Genomic DNA, 23,824 nt, shown 5'->3' on the forward strand with positions numbered 1-23,824 from the left:
GCCCCGATGCACGTCATCGACTCGCAAGGCGCTGAATAGACGGCGCCTTCGAGCCATCCTCTCTGAAGTCGGGGGCGGTGAAGTTGGCAAATTGGCCCGAACAACAAGTCCCCAAAGGCCAGCCGGTCCCGCCGTCCGTTCGCGCGGCCGAATATGTCCGTATGTCCACCGACCACCAGCGCTATTCCACCGAAAATCAGGGTGACGCGATCCGGCATTACGCGGCGGCGCGGGGGATTGAGATCGTCCGTACCTACGCGGACTCCGGAAAGAGCGGGCTCAGCATCGACGGGCGCGATGCCCTCAAGCAGTTGATCGAAGACGTGCAGGCCGGAACGACCGATTTCACGATGGTCCTCGTCTACGATGTCAGTCGCTGGGGCCGGTTCCAGGATGCCGATGAAAGCGCCTATTACGAATATATCTGCAAGCGCGCCGGGATAGCCGTCGAATATTGCGCCGAGCAGTTCGACAATGACGGCAGCCCCGTCTCGACCATCGTGAAGGGCGTCAAGCGAGCGATGGCGGGCGAATATAGCCGCGAGCTTTCGGCGAAGGTGTTCGCGGGACAGGGGCGGCTGATCGAGAAAGGTTACCGTCAGGGCGGCGGCGCGGGGTTCGGATTGCGTCGAACGCTTCTCGACGAGCGGGGCCAAGTAAAAAGCGTGCTGAAACGCGGCGAGCACAAGAGTATCCAGACCGACCGCGTGATCCTGACGCTGGGTCCGGCGGAGGAAGTGGAAGTCGTGCGCGACGTTTATCGGGCGTTCGTGCACGACCGGCGCAGTGAGGCGCAAATCGCCGACACGCTCAACTGCCGCGGCATCCGGACCGATCTCGACCGTCCGTGGACCCGCGGAACTGTGCACCAGTTGCTGATCAACGAGAAATACACGGGCGACAATGTCTGGAACCGGCAATCGTTCAAGCTCAAGAAAAAGCGGGTACGCAACGATCCTTCAATCTGGATTCGAGCCGAGGGCGCATTCGAAGCAATCGTCGAACGCGACCTCTTCGAGGCCGCGCGGTCGATCATCGGCACCCGCTCCTTCCGACTGAGCGACGAGGAGATGTTGAGTTCGCTCCGCCAGCTCTACGAACGCCGGGGGCTGCTTTCGGGACTGATCATCGACGAAAGCGACAGCATGGCCTCGAGTAGTGCTTATGGCTCCCGGTTCGGGAGCCTGCTCCAGGCCTATAGTCTGGTCGGCTACCGGCCGGATCATGATTACCGATATATCGAAATCAATCGGGCGCTCCGCCAGCTCCATCCTGACGTGATCAAAGGAGTCCTCGATGGGCTGGGGGCGATGGGCAGCCTGGTCGAGCGCGACACCGCTGGCGAACGGCTCGTCGTCAATCGCGAATTCAGCCTTTCGGTGATCATCGCGCGGTGCACCTCGACACCGACCGGTTTGCTGCGCTGGAAGCCTCGCTTCGACACGGCCCTTCTTCCCGACATTACCATCGTTGTCCGGATGGATCGGATGAACCGGCAGCCGCTCGACTATTATCTGTTTCCGCGGATCGACGTCGCGGCAAGCCGCTTACGGCTAGCCGAGGAGAATGGACTTGGACTCGATGCCTATCGGTTCGAGTGCCTCGACTATCTGTATCACATCGCGGCGCCCGTCTGCCTGCCGGAGGCCGCGTGATGTCAGCGTCGCGATCCCAGCATATCGAGATGGTTCCCATTTCGCAGATCAACATCCTCAACCCGCGCGGGCGGAACAAAAGGCAGCACCGCGAGATCGTCGACAGCATCGAGACGATCGGGCTCAAACGTCCGATTACCGTCAGTCGGCGAACCGGCAAGGACGGGCCGGTCTATGATCTTGTTTGCGGCGAGGGGCGGCTCGAAGCGTTCCAGCTGCTCGGGCAGTCGGAAATTCCCGCCGTGGTCATCGAAGCGACAGAGAGCGAATGCTTGGTGATGAGCCTTGTCGAGAATATCGCTCGGCGCCATCACCGGCCGATCGACCTCATCCGGGAAGTCGGGGAGCTTCGGAAGCGCGGACACACGGAAACCGCGATCGGAGAGAAGATCGGCGTCTCGCCCTCATGGGTCAATCTGGTGTTGAACCTCATTTCCCGTGGCGAGGAACGGTTGCTGGCCGCCGTCGAGACGGGGCTCATTCCGATCACGCTCGCGATCGAAATTTCACGCGCGGAATCGGACGAGGCGCAGCGCATCCTCCTCGACGCATACGAAAAAGGCGATTTGAGGGGCAAGAAGCTAACGGCGGTCCGGCGGCTTTTGGAAGCGCGGCTCGAAGCGCACAATAAGGGCGTGGCTCATGGGCGGCTCGGCCGAAAAAGGAACTCGCGTCGGCTGACCGCGAGCCAGCTCATGGAAATCTACCAGCGCGAAGCGGAAAAACAGCGACTGCTCGTCAAGAAATCGGAATTTGCGCAGACCCGTCTGTTGTTCGTGGTCGAGGCGATGCGGGAACTCCTGTCCGATGATGGCTTCCGCACGATGCTGCGCGCCGAGAGTCTCGATCAGGTGCCGCGCTGGCTCGAACTCAGGATGGCTGGCCATGTCGCAGACTGAAGTTGGCCAGGTCCGTGCCGCGTTCGACCGGGATTTCGTCACCGTATCCATCGACGCGATCGTTCCGCTCAAGAGTTTGCGGCAAGGCGCGCTAGAAAGCGGCAAATACGCTCAGATACTCTGCTCCATCAAAGCGATCGGGTTGGTCGAAGCGCCCGCCGTGATCCCCGCACCGGGGCATGACGGACGCTATTATCTGCTCGATGGACATTTGCGTATCGAAGCGCTCAAGCAGTTGGGCATCGACACAGTCGAGTGCCTGCTGGCGACCGACGAAGATACCTATACCTACAACAAGCGGATCAGTCGGCTGCCCCCCGTCCAGGAGCATCGGATGATCGTTCGGGCAGTGGAGCGTGGCGTCGCGCCCGCCCAGATCGCAGAGGCGCTGGGGCTGGAAGCGGACACCGTTGTGAAGCGCTTCCGCCTTCTCGATGGGATTAGCGCGGACGTCGCCGAAAAACTGAAGGATACCAACTGCTCGATCAAGGTATTTGATCTTCTCCGACGCATGTCGCCGCTACGCCAGATTGAAGCTGCGGACCTGATGGCCGGGCAGAATAACTTCAGCTCAGTATTTGCCAGTGCACTGCTTGCGGCAACGTCTCCGGACCAACTGGTAAAGCAAAAGGGTCGGCCGGGCCGGCCTGCAACTCCCGACGGCCAGCAGATCGCGCGAATGGAACGCGAACTCGCGGTTCTGCAGACAAGGATCACCTCAGTGGAGGACAGCTACGGTATCGACAATCTGCACTTAACGCTTGCGCGGGGCTATCTGTCAAAGCTGCTCGCCAATCCCAACATCTCCCGCTGGCTCACACGCTACCGCCAGGATTATCTCGCCGAATTTGAGCGGATTGCCGAGATCGAAACCTTGACTGTCGCAACCGAACCGTCTCCGCCTCAAATTGCGCCTGCCGTATAGTTTCAGCCCTGCAAGACTCTTTGCCGTAAGCAATGAATTACGGTTCTATTATGGATGTAATAGTTTCTCGACCGAAGCGCTGTGATCAGCGATAATGAAGCGGGGGACTTATGGCATTAGACCAAATTCATCTTCGCAAGCTGCTCAAGATCATGTTTCTCGATGCGGCAAAACAGCAGTCGGAGCTTCGCAAGGATATTCGCGAGCAGCTAGCTCGCGAAGCGGGAGAGGGTGGGTCGGGCGGCGATTTCTATGCGCCTTTTTGGGCGGACGCCAAAACCCACGTGTTCGGAACCGGCGATCTGCATCAACTGGCCGACGCCCGGATCGCGGCGAACGGAACAAGAGCCAACCTCTATCCTCAGCTGCGGCAAGGCTTCCTGCTTTGGTGGGATCAGCGACGCCGGTGGACGAATGAACCGTTCCGCCCCGGTAGGGCGTTGAAAGCCTACTTTCCTTTCCCCGGCCTCGACGCGACAATTAAGATCGACAGTATATTGTCGGTCCGTGACGGTCTTGATGCCGAGCGCGCGGTATATCCCTATTTCGCGCCGAACCCCGAACTTTCTGAAGCTGCCGCGCGACTGGGCTTATGGTTGCTCACTCGAGCGCTACCGGCGGTGCCGGCCGAGGAGTTCAGAATCTTGGACGTCATCCGCGGTCGTACCTTTGCGCTCGACCGCAACCCGCTTCGCGGAGATGAAGAGGCTGAGTTTCGTCGCCGCTACTCGCAGCTCTTGTTGCAGCGCGAATCGCTGCGCCGAGAATATGACTAATAGTGAGCGATGAGCAGCGCGGAGCCACCACAACGAGTTCCGCCGACGCTATCGATGCCGTCTCGGGCGCCGGACTCCCGCCGGAACGAGTGCCGACCGCGATGGAGGCTTCCGTTTCATTCACTATTCCCGCGCATGATCCATAAGGAGCCATGAACGAGATAGAAATCCACGCCCAAGTGGCCACCGTCGATTGTTGGTCATGCGGGGCTGAGTTCATCATCGCGTCAGCAATCCGACTGACGCGGGGTGATGAGACCGCCGAATGCGACATCGCCGACTTCACGGAGTTCCCGCAACTCGCCGCCACCTTATCGGACTGTCTGTCAGCCATCGCCAATCTGGGGCCGCTGAAACTTCGCCACAGCGCGACCGTCGGTGGTTCCTATTTCAGTAACGGGTGCGCTCACTGCGACGCGCTGTTCGGCCGCCATTTCGAGATCGCCACACGAAATGAGGAACGGCTTGGCGCGTCCTTTACCGCGCCCGCTGTAGATGGATGGGGCAAGATGCTTGGTGATCTTCTCGCGTCGAATGATGGACACCTGTTCTAACGCGCGAGCGCATTTCATAGGTTCCGCGTGAGGGAAAAATGTTCTCTATTTGTTCCTACCCCTTGCGCCTGATTCGACACCTTGATAAGGTGAGTCAATCCGCGGCAAAATGCCGCGGATTTTCGAAGGGCGGGCGCATGGGACGAGACGGCTTGAATGCACGGAGGGTGACGACCACTCTCACCGTCGCGCGCAAATCGCAGCTTGAAGGTGTCTCCGCCCGCGAAGGTGTGACGGAGGCTTGGATTGTCCGCCGCGCCTTAGAGCAATATCTCGATGAAATCGGCGAGGGCTCGGTGCTTCGCGCCGCGAACGGTCGCTGATCATGCGGGGCGCGGAACTCTTCGCCGGCTGCGGCGGTTTGGCACTCGGCCTGTCGCGAGCTGGCTTCGGTCACGCCTTGATGGCGGAATTCGATGATGATGCTGTGGCCACGGTGCTTCATAACAAAGCGCGGAATGTCGAGCATGTCGCGCACTGGCCGATGGCTTTGACCGATGTCCGCGACATCGAGTGGGCGACGCATCATGGTGAACTGGATCTGATTTCAGGTGGGCCACCCTGTCAGCCGTTCGGGATTGGCGGCAAGAAACGCGGCCATGAGGACACACGCGACATGTGGCCCGAGGCGATACGCGCCGTTCGCGAAGCCGCTCCCAAAGCCTTCCTCTTCGAGAATGTACGCAATCTGACTGGCCCGCGCTTTCGCGGCTATCTCGAGTGGGTCGCTGAGCATCTTCGACACCCGGGCGACACACGCCGCGCGGGCGAGGATTTCGACGCGCATCGGGACCGCTTGCAAGCATCAAGCCGACCGCCCGCTTATCGCGTGCGTTGGCAGCTGGTGAATGCCGCCGACTATGGCGCCCCGCAAATCCGCTATCGAGTTTTGATCTTTGGCTTGGCGGCTCAGCTCGGCGTCGATCCGGCGGCCATGCCCGCGACCCATTCACGCGATCGCCTACTGTGGGACCAATATGTGACTGGCGACTATTGGCGGCGCCATGGCTTGCGCGCGCGCGTCGCGCCCGAGCTTCATCGCGACCACAACCGCGTCGCGGCGCTCCGTGCCGCCGATGAGGTTCCCGAAGGCTTGCCTTGGGTCACGGTTCGCGATTGCTTCCGGGATCTTGGCGACCCCACAGGAATCGACAATCATGTCCTGCAGCCGGGCGCTCGCGTCTACAAAGGCCACACAGGGAGCCCGCTTGATCTTCCGGCGAAGGCCCTCAAAGCTGGCGATCATGGCGTGCCCGGCGGTGAGAATATGATGGTTCGGGATGATGGTTCGGTGCGTTATTTCACCGCGCGCGAAGCGGCTCGCCTTGTCGGTCTTCCCGATGACTTTCTGTTCCCGCGCTCTTGGTCTGAAACGATGCGGCAGCTAGGCAACGCGGTCCCCGCTCAGCTGGGCGAGGAGGCCGGCAAATGGGTCGCGAGCATGATTGAGCGAGGTCAGGCGACCTTGACGAGGCGCGCCGTCGCCTAGCGGACTTGTGGCGAGGCGATGGGACGCTATGACGGGCGCCCATGGCAAGAAAATCCCCGGACCGAATCGCCCTAGACACGCTGGACGACGCGCTCGCGAACGTTGTCGAGGCGGCGAAAGCCAATAGCTCGCCTGCCGTGACGCGACGTATCAGGGCCGGACTAGAGGCGCACGCGCTGGCGACGGAGGCAGCGCGCGCCAACACCGACCCGATCGCTACACCTCTCACGATGTTCGATCCATCAGATCCGAAGACCGCCGGTCGCATGGTCGCGATCGCGCTTCTCGCACAGCCCCGCGTCCCGCTCGGACGTGTCGAGCCCGCCTATGGATCGGGCGTTTACGCGATCTATTATGAAGGCGATCATCCGCTCTACCAGGCGATCAGCGGGACGGAGACGCCGATTTATGTCGGGAAGGCCGATCCCTCCGCGCGTGATGCGAGCACTCCTCGCGAACAGGGGCCGCGTCTGACCGGGAGGCTGCTCGAACATGCCGGAACGATCGCGACCGCGGAAAGCTATGCCCTCGGAAACCCCGAAATAGTGACCCACCCAATCCGTTTGGCCGACTTCTCCTGTCGACGGCTCGTTTGCGCGACCAATGCCCAGCTTGTCGCGGAGAAGCATCTGATCGGAATGTTCTGGCCCCTTTGGAACTCGGATACCAAGGCATGCTGGGGAATGAGCAAGCATGGCGATGCCGCGAAGACGCGAAAGAACAAGCGCTCCCCGTGGGACGTGGTCCATCAAGGTCGTCTGTGGGCGCTTGACGAGGAGCTTGAGGACTCTCTCACCGTCTCGGAGATCGAGACGCGCATCCGCGGAGTGCTAAACCGCGTCCCCCCTCGTTCGGACCATCCGGCGCTGATAGAGGAAATGATCGCGGCGTTCCGGCAACAGGATGGCAACTTGGACGTTCCCGAAGTATCGCCGCTTGGGGATGTCGAAGGACCGACTGATGAGGAAGCCGACGACTGACGTCGACCCAGCGCGCAGCGCGCAGATGGCCCGGATCAAGGGGCGCGACACCAAACCCGAGATGCGGGTGCGACGCGCACTTCACGCCGCGGGCTTGCGCTATCGGCTCCACGCTAAGAATCTTCCCGGCAAACCCGACATCGTCCTTCCCTCGCGGAGAATCGCGATCTTCGTGCATGGCTGCTTTTGGCACCGTCACCCCGATCCCAGCTGCAAACTAGCACGCATGCCCAAGTCCCGGATCGACTTCTGGCAGAACAAGCTTGAAGGCAATCGAGCCCGTGACGAGCGAAACGAGGCCGCCCTGCGCACCACCGGTTGGGACGTCAGAGTGATATGGGAGTGCGAAATCTCCGAACATACGCTCACGGCGCTCGCGCACCAATGTCTCGCCGCGCCGAACCCGCGACGATCACAGGCGAAATCTCCCTATCGGGCAAGGCAATAGTTATCAAAGAATCTAGACCCGCGTGCTGTCCCGTGCCGCAAAAGATGCTAGGTGTTCCGGCCAATAACGAGAATGGGGTTGGGGGACAGATGACGTACTGGAATGGCAAGACAGCCGACGCTGCACATCTACGGCTGTTCGTGCCCGGCGACGGCTGGCGGCTGTTCAAGGACCAAATGAGCGTAGACGGCGAGCGCATCGAGGAAGCGGGCACACAGCGCACCGTCGAAAGCGCACTCCTCAATGTCCTCAACGCCACCAATGTGGTCGTGCTGAGTGGTACCGGGTCGTCGTTCGCGGCGGCGAACGATGCGACGAAGCTGTCGCCGGCGGGCATGTGGGACGTGTGGGAAGCCGTCCAGACAAAGGTCGGGGCGGCGGCGTTCAAGGATGTATGCGACACCTTTGCCAGCGCCAAGATCGACGACAATATTGAGCGGCTGCTGACGCTGTGCAAACTCTACCTCGAGCTGCACGAGACTGCGGTAAACGATCCGACTTACATCAAGATTCACGATTTTGTGGAAGGCGCCGAACAGGCGATCCTTGCACGCGTCGACTTTGTCGATCGCACGACCAACCTCGACGCCCATGCCGGGCTAATCCAGAAGATCGGCCGCCGGGGCGTGCGCAAGTCGCGGTCGAAGCTGTTCACGACCAACTACGATCTTTGCTTCGAGGAAGCGGCCCGGCGGCACCGATTCACGATTATCGACGGTTTCTCGCACGGTCTGGACCAAGTCTATGATCGGAGCCATTTTGAATTCGACATCGTTCGGCGCTCGGGCCAGCGCGACGCGCCCGACTACATCGAGAATGTCTTCCACCTCTACAAGCTTCACGGCTCGCTCGACTGGCGTCGGCAGGCCGCAGACATCTACCGGTCGCGAGGGCCGGAGGGGAAGCCGGTCTTGATCTATCCGCGCTCGAGTAAATATCAGGAAAGTTTCGAGGCGCCCTATCTGGACATGATCGGCGCATTCCAGGCGGCGCTGCGCGAGCCCGACACGGCGGTGCTGATATCGGGGTTCGGCTTCAACGACGATCATATCAGCCGCCCGATATTGTCGGCGGTCGAGGCAAATATGTCGCTGCGATTGGTGATCTGCGATCCGGCATTCGTACCGGTGGCCGACCTCGACGCCGCGCCGCAGACGATGCCCGCAGTCGCCGAGCCCAAGAACCCGTTTCTTGCCGCGTTCAAACGAATGGTCGCGGGCGGCGACGCCAGGATCCATCTCGTCAATGGCCGGTTCCAGGATCTGGTCACCGCGCTGCCCGACCTGGTCGGCGAGACCGACCGCGAGCGCCACATGCAGCGCGTGCGCGCCTTGCGCGACGTGGGAACGCCGACAACGTGACCCGCATCAACCCGATCAATCCCGAACGCTATATCGGCACGATAACTCAGGCGACCGCGTCCTATGTGCATGTGAACCTGCCCAATGCGGCGGCCGTGCCCGAACGGCGCGGGCTGTCGCTCGGCGCGGTCGGCGATTTCGTGTTCGTGGATTGCGAGCGTTTCCAAATCCTTGGCCGGATCGTCGAGACCAAGATTCCTGATGGCGAACGGCTGACGGTCGAGCCATCGCTCGGCAAATCTGCGGTTACCAATCCGATCGGCAAGATCCAACTACTGGCGGCGGTCGAGCAGCGATCGAACAAGCTGCGGCGCGGCCTGCCGGATTTTCCGCGGATCGGCGACGGCGTCTATCTGGCCGAACCAAGCCAGCTGGCGACGCTGATCCGCAATGCCGTCGCCAATGAAGACGAACTGACGCTCAGCATCGGGCGGATCGATGCCGCCGACGGCGTCGATGTCTGCCTACCGCCCGAGAAGATTTTCGGCCGGCATTGCGGCGTGTTCGGTGCGACCGGCGGCGGCAAGAGTTGGACCGTGGCCACGCTGGTCGAGCAGCTGAAGAAGGCCGGCGGCCGCGCGATCGTACTCGATCCGACCGGCGAGTTCGCCGAAATGGGAAATGTCGACGAGGTCTTCGTGTTCGACGCACCCGCCGGGGCTGCCAAACGCGTCCATTTTCCGTATCGCCAGATCACCGAGGATGACCTGTTCTCGCTTTTCAGGCCATCGGGCCAGAGCCAGGGGCCGAGGCTCAGGGAAGCAATCAAGAGCCTCAAGCTGGTCGCGGCCAGCGCCGCGGCGCCGCCTGCGGGTGTGTTCGTCAACAATGGTCTGGTCGAGAAAGCGAACCGCCCCCGCGCCGCCTACTTCAACGCGCTGAACGCACACGCTGCCCAGCTGCATCATCCGGCATGCGACTTCGACATCACCAACCTCGCCGAGCAGGTAAAGAACGAGTGCGTCTGGGGAACAGGCAGGAATAATGCCGCCAACTTCGGTGACGGCGACCCGGTGTCACTCGGCTATTGTGAATCGCTGATCGCGCGGATCAACACGCTGCTCAGCTCACGCGAGCTCGAATGCATCTTCAAGACCAACGGCACGTCGCTGGTGACCGAGCTGCACGCATTCCTGGCCGACGACAGCCGCGACATCGCGGTCATCTCGTTCAAGGATGTGCGGTTCGAACACAACACCCGCGAGATCCTGCTCAACGTCATCGGCCGGTTCCTGCTGGCCGAAGCCAGAGCGGGCGCGTTCCGGACTTCCCCGCTGGTCGTGTTCCTCGACGAGGCGCATCAGTTCCTCGGACGCTCGGTCGGCGACGAGCATACCAGCGTAAAGCTCGATTCCTTCGGCCTCATCGCCAAGGAAGGCCGCAAATACGGCCTGACCTGCGTCCTCGCAACGCAGCGGCCGAGGGACATTCCGCAGGACGTAATGAGCCAGCTGGGCACATTGTTCGTGCACCGGCTCACCAACGACCAGGATCGCGAGACGGTCGAGCGTGCCTGCGGCGATCTCGATCGCGGTGCCGCTCAGTTCGTGCCGATGCTGGCGCCCGGCGAAGCGGTGGTGATCGGACCCGACATCCCTGCCCCAGTCCCATTGTTCATCCACCCGCCCGAATACCCGCCGGACTCTAAAGGACCGGAGTTCCAGAGCTTCTGGCGCGGGCGCAGGGAGCGTGCAGCGGCAGCGGCCGCTCTGCCAGCCGTTCCTGCCCCGCCGGTTCCAGCGCCTCCTATCCCGGCTCCGCCGGCCGCAGCCGCCGTCGTTCCACCGCCGCCACCAATACAGCCACCCGTTCCTGCCCCACCGGCTGCAGCGCCTGCTGTCCCGGCGCCGCCGACCGCAGCCGCCGTTGTTCCACCGCCGCCGCCGATACTCCCAGCCAACCCACTTTTCGCAGATGACCTCGACGACGACGTGCCCTTCTGACCGCCGATGCTCCAACCAATTCTGGGAGAACGGCAGAAGCCGCGCAGGACGAGCAAATTTCATCACGCGACGGCGTTTAGCGGCGCGTCATCACCCGCTCGACAACAACGTCTGATGCAAAGCCGGGGTGACGCCCGGCGCGGAGCTCGGCGGCAAGCCAAGGCAGCGGATCGCTGTAGATTGGGTCGCCTTCCGCCATCGATTTCGGACCGAGCATGATCCGGCCTGTTACGATCCGCTTGCTGATATCGTGGGTGGCGGTCGGGCGGGCTTCCAATGCCTCGAGTGCTGTCGTGATATTCTCTCGGGCGGGATTGATGTAGCGCCCCTGCGTCGGATCGGCCGGATCGTGGCCGAGATAGAAGGGCCGGTCGAGCAGCCAATCGCCCCCCTGGGTGTCGCGGCGGCGCCCCTCCGCTAGCCCCGCGCCGCCGGGTGCCGGACCATAGCGGGTGACTGCCCGATCTACGGTGAGGCTGGCGCCGTCCTTGAAGGCGACGTCGAACCGCCGCTCGTCATTTTGCGCGACCGAGGCGATCTCGGCCTGGACGTATCGTACCGAAGGAAAGGACAGGAGCAGCCGCATCAGCCAGACATTGTAGGGCGAGAGCTGACGCGAATAGGCCGTGGGGGTGCGGCCGTTGAGGACGATCTCGACATCGGGCCGCGCCATCGCGTGGATCACGTCGACATTAGGCGGCAGATCGATATCGTCGGCAAGCGCCGCGATCCCGCGACTGATCCAGACATCGCCATGGTGGCGCGCGGCGGCGCGTGCGTCGAACTGCGCGTCGAACGGCAGCGCCTCAACGAACGCTTCGAGCGTCTGGTAGCTGGCCGCCGCGATGTCGCTATCAGGCGCGAAGGCGGCATAATGCGGTGCAAGCGCTGCTTCGATCGCCTCCAGGATCGGCTGCGCCCAGGACTCGCCGCTCCGTGGCCAGGGGATGGTCGGATTGCGCTCGATATTGGTGCGCTGGTCGAGCCACCAGATGATTTCGGAGAGGACCGGGGTCTCGAACCGGTCGATATCGTCGTTGCGAAACACCGCATCGAGCCGCGCACCTACCAAGCCGACATCGATCGCCGCCTCGAGCCCGGCGCCGATCGGCCACAAGGCTTCGACATGCGCGTGGCTGAAATCCTTCATGGCGTACTGCAGCGCCTCAATGACGCCGCTGTCGCCACAGCCTGAGATCAACACGGTGGCCGGTGTAACCAGATGATCGTAGATTAGGCGGTGGCCGGATTGCCAATAGCTGTAATCACTCACCCCCTTCAGTTTAGTCTCCGGACCAAAGCCGGTCGCGTCGATCAGCAGATCGACGGGCACGGCGGCGAGATGCGGCGCATCGATCGAGAAGTCGATCTCGAGCCCGCCCGGAAGGATTTTGATCATCTCCCCACGAACCTCGGACTCGCGCGAGACGAAGATCGGCAAGGTCTGATCGTAGGAAGCCAGATATTCGCTGGTCCAGAAGGCCGCGACGTCGCTCGCCCGACCGGCGGGCCAGGCGAAGATCGGCGAGCGATATTCAGGCTTAGACAAGCCCGGATCAAAATTCTTGCCGAGCGCGCGGGAGTTGAGATTGGTCGAGAGATGCCGATGCCCCTTGTCGCGGAAACGCGCGAACAGTTCGTCCTCCTTCTCAAACACGAGCGCGATAGCATCGTTGACCAGCGCCAGGATGACCGCGAGCATCATCCCCGAAAACGAGCCGCCGACGATCGCGACGGTGTCGCCTGGGCCGACGCGCTTGGTCCATCCCAGCGCCCAAGCGAGATTGGTGGCGCGGATCTGCTGGTGCAGGATCGAGATATTCTCGAGCGCAAAGCCGGTCGCCGAGAGGATGTTCGGGCTTTCGATCGAGGTCGCTTCGGCGATCATGTTTAAGGCAAGGGCGTCAAGCTTGACCCGAGAATCGGAGTCAGGTGGGAAAATTGTTCTGGTCATGAATCCGACTAGCAGATGACGACCATCGGCCGCCATATTCCCGGTCGCGATTCATCACACTGAGGATCGTGTCCTAACTCGTTGCGCCAAGGGGGGCATGCCGACACCGCGCTTATCGCAATGCTGAGATGCGTCGCTGACGACATAGACCGACGAATACAAGCGGCAGGTTTCGGGCACAGGCCATTCATCGCCTTAATGGCTGACCTGCGGCGCGAAGCGGTCAAAACGCCCACCACTATTCCAGTCGCGCGGCAGCACGCCGGCACCGGCCCAAAGCTCTCATCATATGATAGTCAACGCCCTTTTCGCCGATGCCGAGTTGCTCGGCGATCGCCCGATAGGACATGCCTTTGAGTCTATGCATCAGGAATATCCGTCGCGTTCTGCGCGGCATCGCGAGAAGCGCCCGTCGATAAGCTCGACGCAATTCCGCTGACTGAATCCCGCTTTCTTGGTCGGGCTGGATTGCAGCATCCCGCGTTTCATCTAAAGGATATAGAACGCACCCTTTCCTGCGCCAGGTCCGGTATCTTTCGATGAGCAAATTTCGAGCCGTCCGCGTCAGATATGCTTGAGGGTTCTCGACTCTCTCAAACGCCCCACAGCGGAGCATTCTCATGAAAGCTTCCTGTACCAGGTCGGGCGCTGCCTCGCGGCCCACCTTGCGCCTGAAAAAGTGGAACAGCCGCACGTTCTGCGATCGGTAGAATTCGTCGAACGACGTGAACGAACCGGGGGCGGTCATGACCGTTCCTCCCGCTGATCGTGCGAAGGCAGCGGCGCATCCCGCGAAGCGCGGTAGAGGGTGATGCCGGCCTCGATCCGGTCGAGGATGAAAGTGTCGCGCTCGGCCCTGGCCGTGCGAATGTCGGACTTTGAATAGACTTCGATGTCGACGGCGCAGCGATTGCCGACTTCCCGGTCGATCGTTGCCCGTGCCCGTCGCCAACAGCGTTCGTCGGTAAAGACGGGATGATTGACGACGACCCAGAATTCGTAATCGGAAAATTCGATCGTCCGGCTATCTTCGTACCAAGATCGCCGCGCATAAGGTCCGATTAGGATGATCCGCTTGATCCGTCCCGGCTCGGGCGCCTGGACCTGCGAGGGATCGAACAGCCCGCGCAAAATGCGGGTGATGCGTTCGATTTCTCTTTGTTTGCGCCGGATGAGATGCCCGACGCGCGCCATCACGACTTCGCGCGCGTATACGTTGTTCAAATGTGGGGTAGTCATTTGCAGCTCGCACCGCGGCGGTCCGCGCAGTTGCACGCGGATGGGCAAGCGGTGTTCGCTATCGGGCCGCAGGGGCGGCTATCAGCAACCGTCCGACACGCGGCCGGACCTACATGATGCCTGGCAGGATTATCCTCGAAATGGCCGCCAGTCATTCCATTCCGTGATGCGGATTATGCCAGAATCCGGGAGTCCCGGCAAGTCGCCGGATGCCAGCGCCTACTTGCGCGCCGCCGCCTCTAACTCGGCGATCTTGTCGGAGCAGACCTGATGCACGACGCGGCCGAGATCCTCGACGCGCTCGCCGAGCCAGGACAGCTCCTCTTCGCTGATCTTGTAATGTTTGGAATACCGCGCCTTGGTGTAGGCTTCCTTCAGCTTCTGGAACATCGATCGCTCGCGATGCGTGTCTTCGGGCCAGATGCCGTAGAGACGGCGATCCAGTCCCTCCGCCAGTGATCGCAGGAATGCGATGTTATGGTTGTAAGGGGTATAGAGGGTCAGCGTCAGCAACACGCACGAATATAGTCGTTCGGTCGCCTGATGAAGTTCAAAGGCTGCGATCTTGCCGCGCCCACGTCCCATCGCATGTTTCGCCTGATCATAAAAATCCAGGGCGCTGGTCAGCCACTCGTCAAAATATTCTTTGGCTGCTTCCAAGGCCTGCTCAGGCGTCTTCGGCTTCGGCGTGGCCAACTCCCGGTCATCGGCTTCGTAAAGCGCAATACCGTCCTTCACGAGCTCCATGAAGAATACGCGGCCATGCGAGAGGCCGTCGTTCACCTCGTGCAAGCTGTGGACGATGAAGTTGACCGGCGTGTGGAGCGTCTTCTCGATCGTATATGCACGGATCAGCCGTTCCTCGGCCTTCGCCCAATAGGCGGCGCGGTCGGTCAGCTCTTTCTGACTAACGATGACGAGGATGTCGTAGTCGGATTTATACTGGTTCGCCGACAGCGGCGCATCGACCCAGTCGCCGCGTGCATGGCTGCCGAACAGGATGATCTTGAGGATGCGCGCGCCCTTGCGCGGCCCGGTCGCATTCTCCGTGGCGCCGCGAAACTCGTCGAAGATAGTCTCGACGACGCGTTCTAGCTCACGCTGCTTGGCAGAAGGAAGATGATCGAGATCAGTGCGCATGTCTCAAGAATCTTCGGCAAGAACATGCGGTTTGGCAAGGACTAAAGCCCGGCCCCGAATTTAGAAGCAAGAGTTTGCGCCAATCCGGACGCGCTCGTCTTCGCGGCAACAGGCTGCGGAATGATGGCCTGTGCGATCGCGGTCTGGACCGTCCCGGCGCGCTCGTTAATCGCCGACACCAGTTTCGCGCGATCGTTGGTGAAAATCGTCGCCGACTGCTTCGCGCGCGAGATCCCGACGTAGAAGCTTTTTTGGTCGACCAAATTGGTGGCGCGGCTGTCGGCATGAACGATGACATGATCGGCCGTCCGTCCCTGAGCGGCAAAAGCTGTGTCGACATAGCCATGGGCGATATGACGGTCGCGGGCGGTATCGAGCCGCAACGTCTGGATCTGCCCTCGCGCGCCCCGAACGGTAGCGGACCTGCTATCGGCGTCGACCACCGTCACCTCCACCCGTGCGCCATTCACGCGACCCGCCTCACGGTCGTTGCGCGTGAACCGGATGCTGTCACCGACCCTCAATTCCAGCCGCTGCGTTTCGAATAACTGCACCTTGCCGGCACCCCATTGTCGCAACCGCCAGTCCACCTCGCGCCCGTCCTCCGATCGTAGCGCGACAGCCGCCTTGGCAGGATCGACGCCCTCCACCCGGAACGCCTCGCCGCGCGCGACGCCCTTGTCGGCATAATCTCGGTCAAAGCGGACGACGTCACCTTTGTCGTAGCACAGCGGGTCGCGCGCTTCGGCGCGGGTCAGTCCCTTATTGACGAGGCTTTCCACGACGACCGTCGGTCCCTTGAGCGCGCCCGATCGTGCGAGCGCCTGGCGAATATCCGCGGTCAAGGCATCTCGGCCTTCGCGAGATGGCTCGATGACCAGCGTGCGCGCGCGGTTGGCTTTGTCGAGCCCCGCATAGCGATCGGCGATCGCGGCGAAGCGTTCGGCGCGGTCAGAACCCTCGATGATCGCGCCGCCACCGCGATCAAGCGCGGCCAGCGCCTTCTTGGCATCTCCTTCGATCGACGCCAGCACCGCTTCTTTTGTCGCGGTATTTGTCTGCCGGACGATCTCGCCGAGCTTGGCAGTCTCCATTCCGGCAGTCTGTAGCTGCGCGAACGCCGCGCCGGCCTCGACCGATCCAAGCTGTTTCACGTCGCCGACGAGGACGACGCGGGCATTATGTTGCGCGGCGAGATCGAAGAGGCGCGCGGTATCGCGCGCGGAGAGCAGCGAAGCTTCATCGACAATCCACGCGGCGGGCGGACCGGACGCGGAAGGTCCGGGCGACAGCATATGGCGGGCGACCGTGTCGCCGCGCGTCGCCAGCGCCTCGCCAAGCACCATCGCCGCCGATGCGGTCGGCGCAAGCGCAACAACCGATACCCCACGCGCTTCCGCTTCGCGGGCAAAAGTCGCGAGGACCGTCGTCGTCTTCGCGGTCCCTGCATAGCCCTGCACCGCGGTGATCCGGTTTCGGCTGGTCAGAAGTTGTTCGGTCGCCGAGCGCTGATCAGCATTCCAGGCAATACCGTCATGCTCGGCCTGACGTGATGCGACCGCGACTGCCTTCGCTGCAGCTAGCGGCGACGCGATCGGGGCTAATGCGCCGCGACCTTCTGACTCGATCTGGAGCAATCGCGTTTCGGCTTCGATATTCTGATGCGTGGTGAATCCGGCAAACTCCGCACCGCGCCGGTCGAGGAAGGTGCGGTCAACGAACTCGCCGCGTGCGCCTGCGGCGTCGATGGCCGCTCCGATCTGAGCATAGCTGACCCTCCCCAACCCAACGCGCCCGGCTTCCTCGTGCAATGCCGCGACGGAAAAGACCGATTGCCGCTCGCCGAGCTTGTCAGCGGCATGGGCCACCGCGCGCTCGGCCGCTTTCGCCTGCTCCGCCAATCCCGACGCGCTGACCGCATTGGATTTTGCCTCGCTTATGAGCGCCAGCCGCGCTTCGGAACTAAAGCCGGCCCGGTCGGCGGTCCGGCGCCAATCCGCTACCAACGACGCTTGATCAGCCGCGAACTTGGCCTGACGGGTATCGAGAGCTGCGACCTGCTTCTCCGCAGCGCTGGCGGCTTCACGCGACGTCCCCCGCTCGCCAAGCGCGGCCTCGATCTCAGCGCTGCGAGTGCTGAATGCCGCCATGACGTCAGCCGAGATACCCTTGATCTCGAACATCGACTCCTTGGCAGTGTCGATCTCATAACCGAATTCGCGGACCTTCAAGGCCAGTTCCTGCCGGTAGATCGCCCCGATCTGCTTCTGCAGCTGGTAGATGGCTCGCGGTTCAAGGCTGCGCCACGATCCGTCCTCGCCCTGCGTCGCGTTCATAATCACATTATGCGTGTGAAGCTGCGGGTCCTGCGCCCGGCTGGTCCCATGCTGGAAGCTCGCAATGATGAGATTGCCGGTCGCCTCGCGGGTCACGGCACCGCCATGCCGAACCCGTGTCACGGCCATATGCGTTTCGACATGCGCAAGGGCCGTCTTTACCGCTTCGCCGTGGGCGGCGATCAACCGTCGGTCGCCCGCGACCTCCGCCATGATCGACACCGACTTGGGCGCACTCAAGGTCACGTCCCAGCCGGGGCGGTGCTCAAGCTGCCCGTCGCGGAAGGTGCCCAGCTGCTGGTCGCCGATCTTGCCGTCGAGAAGTTCGCGAAAGCGCTCGCGATCGACATCGCCCTTCAGTCCAAGTTCCTCGGCCCCCTTGCCGTGCCATTCGGACGGCGAAAGGCCGCCCTCGGCATAATAGTCGTCCGCCTCGTAGTAGCTGCTGGCCTGAGCCGAGCTGGTCAGCGCGGATACCGACGCGACCATCAGACCGGCCCGGGACCTGCGGGCGATGCCGGGGGAGACTCGGCCACTGACGCCGATGGCGCCGGGGGCGCTGCAGGCTTCGGCGGAGAAGGCGGCGGCGCCTCCACGGATCGCTGCCACAGACTATTCTTCGGGTCGCCTTCGACAAAGCCCGGCTGGCGCGGTTCGCCACGACGGGCGATGTGATCGGCAGAGAGCTTGATACGCGCAACGGGCAAGCCGTCGGGAAAAAGCAAATAACCCTCATGCTTGGGCAGGCGGAATTCGCTCTCCAATATTGCCGGCCGTGTCTCGCGTTGCCGGCCAAGCGTCGTGCGCGCCTTGTCGTCACCGTGGGCTAAGGCGTCGGTCATGGTCGGAACCTCGACGTCGCATGTGCCGATTGTCTTACTGGACCACTGCCGCGTTTCGCTATCGGTCAGTTGCAGGAACAGCTTGGTGTTGCAACAGCCCAGCATGGATTCCGCAAGCTGAGGCCCGTAGCGATGGCGCATCTGACCGACCGCCTGAAAGGTCAGGACGACCGCCGCCCCAAACTTCCGCCCCTCGGGCAGCAGGCGTGCAAGATTGTCGACGCGGGGAAGGTCGGCCAACTCGTCGAGCACAAACCAGACGCGCCGGTCGGCCGACGGCGACAATCCAAGCACCGCACTTGCGGCGCACTCTAGCCAGCATGCGAGCAGCGGCTTCGATGCTTCGAAATAGTCTTCCTTACGCGGCACGAATATCCAGGGCTTGCGGCCCTCATGCTTGTCGAGCCCGGAGATAAAGTCCCGGAAGGCGAACGGGGCCTCGTCGCCCTCCTGCATCCGGAGGAACTGGATGAGATTCGAGGCCTTGGCGAGCATGAAGAGCACGCTTCCCGTCGCGCGGTCCGCGTCGTCGGCGAAGGTCCGCGCCGAAGAGCTGTTACCCAACCAGTGTTTGAGGTCGTCCTTCGTCCGCACCTGGAGCGCGTCGAGCAAGTCGGGCAATGTGCCCTTGTCCTCTCGCCAAAGGGCACGGATCATGTTGGCTACCAGGATGCGGCTCGTCTCGAGCCAGACGTCGCGATCGTGCTGCCCGGTCTCGGTGATGAGCTGGTTCGCGATCCGGTCTGCATCGGCTGGATGCGCGATCTCGGCGAACGGCGACCAATAGGCGCAGCGGGCGTCGAACGGATTGAGAATGATGTCGCCGCGCTCGGGCCGGTAGTAATGCGCGATGAACTCGCCACTCGTGTCATAGACCAAGGCCGCTTCGCCGCGCGCCTCGATGCCATCGAGCATTTGCCGTAGCATGGTCGTCTTGCCGCTGCCGGTCGTCCCGATCATTGCCATGTGCCGGGTCTCGAGCCTGGTCGGGATCGGGACCACGCCGATCGCTAACGCGCGCTCGCCAGCGTCGCGGCGCGTCTGTTTGGCAAGGCGCTCCTGAGTCGTAACGCGCGTGCCGGCGATGAAACGGTCTCGGAGCGCAAGCTCGCGGCGCCGCGCCACAGCTTGCCGGAAAAGAACAACACCCGACAACCATCCGCCAAAGCCCAGCCAGAGACCCCGCACGATCATCGACGTCGTCGCGGACGCCGAGTCACTAAAATAGGGATGCGCCGCGACGATGCGAGCCGACGCTTCATACTGCTCGCCACCATAGTCGACCATGATGCCGGGTTCGGCGGTCGTGCCGCTCGCAAACCAGGTCTTGGCCTTTGCAAGGTAATAGGTGCCGGTCGCTTGCATCGTCCGTGGGGGCAGCATCATGTGAGGTACGATCAGCCCGCCTAGCCCGACCGACGCCAACATGATGACGGCTTGGCGCTTGAAGCGTTTTGCCTGGCTGAACCGATAATGCCGCCGCAGCGCGTCAGCATGGATCCGGCGATCCTGATGCTGGCTCATGATGGCGCCTCCTGCGAGAGGCGACACTGGCGCTCATAGGCAGGGCTCACTTCAGCAGCGATGTCCCCCTCGGTCTTGCCGCCGGCGAGTGCCGCGCTCCGCGCATAGCAATAGGAGGCGCAGGCGGTGAACAGAACCCGGTCGAGCAGTCGCTCGACGTGAGCGACACCGGTGCTGACCGATGCCAGTTCGGCGACCAGCTCGCGATCGTTAGCGCCAGGAGTCGGCGGGTTGGCCAAGGCGGCGACGCCGGCCTTCACGCAACGCTGGAGCATCTCATAGGGGGTGACATTCTGCTGGTCCGCGAGCTTCTGCATGGCCTTTTCGACCGCAGCCGGCACGCGGACGGTGTATTGGACAGTCTTCATCATGCCGCCCCCGCGAGAGTACGGGTAGCACTCTCGAAAATCCGCGGAAATCTGCGGCCCTGACGCAGGCTGCACACCGCGTAGTCGAATCGTACTCGCGAAAAGTGGCGGAAAAGCTGGATGCACCCGTGCGTGAGGTGTGTATCCAAATTACGGGTCCGATGCGTAGCATCGCGGCCCTGCGACCCTGCCTCCAAAGCAGCCGTATCAGACATGATCCGAGCCCCCCTTGCGAGGAGCTGCAACCATGCGATCCTGATCGAAGATGTCGCCCCTTGCCGCGATCATCGTCTTGGCCTTGCGATCAGCAGCCTCGCGATCAAACGCGACCGGCGTCATCGGACATTCGCGCAGACCGTTATCGGCTACCCACGCTTGTATCGCCCGCTCGATCGCGGCCCGCATTTGAAAATGAAGATCGCTCGCCTGATAAGGATCGAGGTGGGCGGTGACGCCAGAGCTGAGAATGAGACCACCCAGCGGGAAAACATGGTTGCCCGCCCACTGGTACGGACCATCGATCCGGCAGAAGCTGGTTTCGCCGTCATAGAAAGCCAGGGGAGGGCGCTCCGCCCGGTTCCACGCAGCCAGTGCCGAACGGTACGTATCTCCGTCTTCCCCGTCAGCGATCAGCTTCTCTATGAGCGGAACGACATAGGGTGCGTTGTATCGGTCGACGGCGAAACGCAGGGGGACTTTGTCGTCAAAGCGGAAGAAATTGGTGAGCCGGTCGACGGCTTTGCTCAGAATGGACATGCGGCGTCCTTTCAATAAAATGGGATATGTCGGTGGGATGGTGGGCGACGTGTCGCCCTCGTGGGGATCAGGCCTAAGTCTGAGTCTGGGTCAGCCGTCTGATCGACGCGGTGGTGATTAGCGTCCGCGTTCCGATCTTGAGGGCATCGACCTGTCCGGTCTTGATGAGCTTATAGATCGTGCTGCGACCGACGCCGAGCGCCTTCGCTGTGCGGTTAATCGAGTATGCGAGTTCATCCATTGTCGCCTCCGTTCGAGTGCCGCGATGCGGCGGGCGACAGGATCATTTGCACGCAAGCTCCCGCATTCCCAACGGTGTGCGGAGGCACCTATTTCGGCGGTTTGTGGGGTTTCCCGGTAATTGGCTTCGATCAGAAACCACGCAAATGCGTGTTTCCTCGGTAATCCAGGCTAGGAATTCGAAGAACGATTTTTTTTGATCGCTTCCAGGATATCGTTTGCGTAGCCTGCAAGCTGGGTGTCGCTAGGGACGTCAAGCCGCCTGCCGATATACCAATGTACCAGTAGGCCTATGATCACCTTCTGATTTCCGATCTTTTTAGTCATGTCGAGCGCGCGCACCTTGGGATGGTCGATCAGCGAGATGATCGCGCCGGTGTAATCATACTTCTTGGGCACGCCAGACCGCTTGGGTTTGGCCTTGGCCTCGGCGATCAATTTGTCGACGTCCACCTCTAGAAACAATTCCGGGGCAAACCAGAAACCGACAGGGCCAAAAAGGGCGTTGCGGATCGTGCTGTCGTTGGCGACATGCGCAGCACGGAGTTTGCCGAAGAAGTAGCGATGAGCGACATAGCGGCGCGCGTCGTTGCGAGCGTAGTAAAAGGCGCGCGGCGTCGATTCGAGTTGGAGGACGGCGAACAGGCGCTCCAGGTTTCGGACAGCAGAATCTTCGGGGTCCGCATAAACCGGCTTCTGCGGCGTTGCAGCCTTCAATCCGCCATACTGAAAAACGCGCCAAGAGGCGCCAGCCGCCATCATCAAACCAAAACAACCCAGACCGATCAGCCCGATGACATCGGCTCCGGGCGCCTCATTCAAAGTGAGAGCTAGCCAGGGCAGTAAGATAATGGCGGTCGTGAAAGCGGCGGCCGCAAATGTGGTCGATAAGAGCCAGTATCTCTTTTGGATGACGCGTGAGGCATCCGCCGCGATGCGGTCGAGCTCAGCAAGGCCAGTCTGCTCATCCATGTTGATGAAGCGGGCTGCAACCCTGCGGAGCGACAAAACTTCCGTTCGGTCATCCACCGGCTTCTCCTAGCAAGGGATGGCTACATTGCCTCCATCACGGAGCTGACACAAATAATCACTCCACCACTGCGCCATCTCGACGCGTTCAGCCCAATAGGCCGACTGATTGTATATGCGGCGAATACTGCCCGCGACCATGTGGGCAAGGGCACGTTCGATGGCATCGGGATTCCATTTTCCCGACTCGTTAAGCAGCGAAGAGGCCGAGGTCCGGAACCCGTGGGCCGTCATTTGCTCCTTGGAATAGCCCAGACGACGAAGCGCTGCGTTGATTGTATTGTCGCTGATCGGTCGCGCCCGTGTTCGCACCGAGGGGAACACATATTTGCCGTTACCAGAAAGTCCGCGCATACTTTCCAAAATCGCGAGTGCTTGGCGCGACAGTGGCACTGCATGCGGTTGGCGCATTTTCATCTTGGCTGCGGGAAGCGTCCAAACTGCTTTCGCGAAGTCGATTTCTGCCCATTCCATCTGGCGTAGTTCGCCGGGCCTCTGAAAGACATGCGGGGTTAGCTTGAGCGCATGCATCACCGCCGGATCACCGACATATCCCTCAATCGCACGGAGGAGGGCGCCAAACTCAACTTGGTCGGTGATTGCCGCGAAGTGTTTGACGGTCGGTTGGATGAGCGCGCCAAGCAACATCTGCGCGGGATCGCGTTCGGCTCGGGCTGTAGCGGCGGCATAGCGGAAAACGCGGCTCGAGAAAGCACGGACCTGCTTGGCCGTCTCCAAACGCCCGCGCCGTTCCTGCTTTTTCAGTTCGTGGAGTAGCTCCGCAGGCGTGATGTCGGCCACCGGCCGCCGCCCGAACTCCGCGCCTAGCAGGCGCAAAAGCCAGCGATGCTTTTCGAGTGTCGCGGCCGCGACACCTTCCTTCTCGCGCTTCGCTATCAGCTCTTCAGCGACCGCCGAGAAACTGTTGCCCGCGCTGATGCTGGCAGCGATTCGAGCCTGCCGCTTGGCGGTATTGGGATCCACGGCATGGGCGAGCTGCTTCTTCGCATCGTCCCTAGCCGCTCGCGCTGCGGCGAGCGAAATTGCAGGATAAGCGCCGAGCGCCAGTTTTCGCTCCACTCCATGCAGGCGATATTTAACGCGCCAAAGTTTGCTGCCGATCGGGTTGACCAAAAGATAAAGGCCGCCCGAATCTGAGACCTTATAGGGCTTATCTTTTGGCTTCGCTTTGCGGATTGCGGTGTCAGTGAGTGCCATTTGGGGGCCTCGCAAATTAGGGGCTTTGGAAAGGCCCCCGGATATGCCCCCGAATCGTTCAGTTGCGGGCGATCATTGGCAATCACCGGAAGCCAGCGAATGCTCAAAAACTAGCGGATTTTCGGGGTTTTTTCAACCATCAGCGACT

The 23,824-nt window shown here is 61.8% G+C and carries 22 protein-coding genes; 11 read left to right on the forward strand and 11 right to left on the reverse strand.

Translation table 11 applies throughout. The annotated features are described in order from the left end of the window. Positions 1-83: 83 nt before the first annotated feature. The 11 genes from ATE70_RS18440 (at position 84) to ATE70_RS18485 (ending at position 11,030) form a co-directional block, all read left to right on the forward strand. The gene (locus ATE70_RS18440; RefSeq protein WP_269433719.1) at positions 84-1,655 is read left to right on the forward strand and encodes a recombinase family protein; all 1,572 of its coding nucleotides are present in this window, start codon (positions 84-86) and stop codon (positions 1,653-1,655) included. Next, the gene (locus ATE70_RS18445) at positions 1,655-2,554 is read left to right on the forward strand and encodes a plasmid partitioning protein RepB C-terminal domain-containing protein (RefSeq protein WP_058539214.1); all 900 of its coding nucleotides are present in this window, start codon (positions 1,655-1,657) and stop codon (positions 2,552-2,554) included. Before ATE70_RS18440 ends, ATE70_RS18445 begins: the two co-directional genes overlap by 1 nt. Next, positions 2,541-3,479, forward strand: coding sequence for a plasmid partitioning protein RepB C-terminal domain-containing protein (locus tag ATE70_RS18450; RefSeq protein ID WP_058539215.1), 939 nt, complete (start codon positions 2,541-2,543; stop codon positions 3,477-3,479). Before ATE70_RS18445 ends, ATE70_RS18450 begins: the two co-directional genes overlap by 14 nt. Positions 3,480-3,631: 152 nt before the next feature. Next, on the forward strand, positions 3,632-4,255 hold the full coding sequence (locus tag ATE70_RS18455; RefSeq protein ID WP_231740084.1) for a hypothetical protein: 624 nt from the start codon (positions 3,632-3,634) through the stop codon (positions 4,253-4,255). A 152-nt stretch (positions 4,256-4,407) separates the two neighbouring features. Next, the gene (locus ATE70_RS18460) at positions 4,408-4,809 is read left to right on the forward strand and encodes a hypothetical protein (RefSeq protein ID WP_058539217.1); all 402 of its coding nucleotides are present in this window, start codon (positions 4,408-4,410) and stop codon (positions 4,807-4,809) included. Positions 4,810-4,976: 167 nt separating this feature from the next. Beyond that, positions 4,977-5,132 (forward strand): CopG family transcriptional regulator, encoded by a 156-nt coding sequence (locus ATE70_RS24945; protein WP_197411516.1) that lies wholly within the window; start codon positions 4,977-4,979, stop codon positions 5,130-5,132. Positions 5,133-5,134: 2 nt separating this feature from the next. Continuing rightward, positions 5,135-6,298, forward strand: coding sequence for a DNA cytosine methyltransferase (locus ATE70_RS18465; RefSeq protein ID WP_058539218.1), 1,164 nt, complete (start codon positions 5,135-5,137; stop codon positions 6,296-6,298). 230 nt (positions 6,299-6,528) lie between these two features. Continuing rightward, positions 6,529-7,278, forward strand: coding sequence for an Eco29kI family restriction endonuclease (locus ATE70_RS18470; protein ID WP_058539219.1), 750 nt, complete (start codon positions 6,529-6,531; stop codon positions 7,276-7,278). After that, positions 7,259-7,726 (forward strand): very short patch repair endonuclease, encoded by a 468-nt coding sequence (locus tag ATE70_RS18475; RefSeq protein WP_197411517.1) that lies wholly within the window; start codon positions 7,259-7,261, stop codon positions 7,724-7,726. The genes ATE70_RS18470 and ATE70_RS18475 overlap by 20 nt, the downstream gene beginning before the upstream one ends. Before the next feature lie 89 nt (positions 7,727-7,815). Beyond that, positions 7,816-9,087 carry an SIR2 family protein gene (locus tag ATE70_RS18480; RefSeq protein WP_058539220.1) on the forward strand — a complete coding sequence of 424 codons (1,272 nt, stop codon included), beginning with the start codon at positions 7,816-7,818 and terminating at the stop codon, positions 9,085-9,087. Beyond that, complete coding sequence (locus tag ATE70_RS18485) at positions 9,084-11,030, forward strand: ATP-binding protein (protein ID WP_082639704.1); 1,947 nt, start codon at positions 9,084-9,086, stop codon at positions 11,028-11,030. The genes ATE70_RS18480 and ATE70_RS18485 overlap by 4 nt, the downstream gene beginning before the upstream one ends. 76 nt (positions 11,031-11,106) lie before the next feature. Here ATE70_RS18485 and ATE70_RS18490 read toward each other — a convergent pair whose 3' ends face one another. From ATE70_RS18490 to ATE70_RS18540, 11 genes are all read right to left on the reverse strand, one after another. Beyond that, entirely contained in the window at positions 11,107-12,918 is a 1,812-nt protein-coding gene (locus ATE70_RS18490; RefSeq protein WP_058539221.1) for a hypothetical protein, read from the reverse strand. A 304-nt stretch (positions 12,919-13,222) separates the two neighbouring features. Further along, the gene (locus ATE70_RS18495) at positions 13,223-13,732 is read right to left on the reverse strand and encodes a sigma-70 family RNA polymerase sigma factor (RefSeq protein WP_058539222.1); all 510 of its coding nucleotides are present in this window, start codon (positions 13,730-13,732) and stop codon (positions 13,223-13,225) included. Then, the gene (locus tag ATE70_RS18500) at positions 13,729-14,271 is read right to left on the reverse strand and encodes a hypothetical protein (protein WP_231732712.1); all 543 of its coding nucleotides are present in this window, start codon (positions 14,269-14,271) and stop codon (positions 13,729-13,731) included. The genes ATE70_RS18495 and ATE70_RS18500 overlap by 4 nt, the downstream gene beginning before the upstream one ends. Positions 14,272-14,442: 171 nt before the next feature. Next, positions 14,443-15,363, reverse strand: coding sequence for a nucleotidyltransferase and HEPN domain-containing protein (locus ATE70_RS18505; RefSeq protein WP_058539223.1), 921 nt, complete (start codon positions 15,361-15,363; stop codon positions 14,443-14,445). A 41-nt stretch (positions 15,364-15,404) separates the two neighbouring features. Continuing rightward, entirely contained in the window at positions 15,405-18,188 is a 2,784-nt protein-coding gene (gene mobF, locus ATE70_RS18510; RefSeq protein ID WP_058539224.1) for a MobF family relaxase, read from the reverse strand. After that, positions 18,188-20,065: a type IV secretion system DNA-binding domain-containing protein gene (locus ATE70_RS18515; protein WP_058539225.1), complete on the reverse strand. Its 1,878-nt coding sequence runs from the start codon at positions 20,063-20,065 to the stop codon at positions 18,188-18,190. Before ATE70_RS18515 ends, mobF begins: the two co-directional genes overlap by 1 nt. After that, the gene (locus tag ATE70_RS18520; RefSeq protein WP_231732711.1) at positions 20,062-20,436 is read right to left on the reverse strand and encodes a hypothetical protein; all 375 of its coding nucleotides are present in this window, start codon (positions 20,434-20,436) and stop codon (positions 20,062-20,064) included. The genes ATE70_RS18515 and ATE70_RS18520 overlap by 4 nt, the downstream gene beginning before the upstream one ends. A 204-nt stretch (positions 20,437-20,640) precedes the next feature. Continuing rightward, the gene (locus ATE70_RS18525) at positions 20,641-21,189 is read right to left on the reverse strand and encodes a hypothetical protein (protein ID WP_058539226.1); all 549 of its coding nucleotides are present in this window, start codon (positions 21,187-21,189) and stop codon (positions 20,641-20,643) included. A 73-nt stretch (positions 21,190-21,262) separates the two neighbouring features. Continuing rightward, positions 21,263-21,430, reverse strand: coding sequence for a helix-turn-helix domain-containing protein (locus ATE70_RS18530; RefSeq protein ID WP_058539227.1), 168 nt, complete (start codon positions 21,428-21,430; stop codon positions 21,263-21,265). Positions 21,431-21,600: 170 nt separating this feature from the next. After that, positions 21,601-22,458, reverse strand: coding sequence for a hypothetical protein (locus ATE70_RS18535; protein ID WP_058539228.1), 858 nt, complete (start codon positions 22,456-22,458; stop codon positions 21,601-21,603). 9 nt (positions 22,459-22,467) lie between these two features. Further along, entirely contained in the window at positions 22,468-23,676 is a 1,209-nt protein-coding gene (locus tag ATE70_RS18540; protein ID WP_058539229.1) for a tyrosine-type recombinase/integrase, read from the reverse strand. Between the last annotated feature and the right edge of the window lie 148 nt (positions 23,677-23,824).

Source organism: Sphingopyxis sp. H053, from assembly GCF_001468225.1.
Taxonomy (GTDB): domain Bacteria; phylum Pseudomonadota; class Alphaproteobacteria; order Sphingomonadales; family Sphingomonadaceae; genus Sphingopyxis.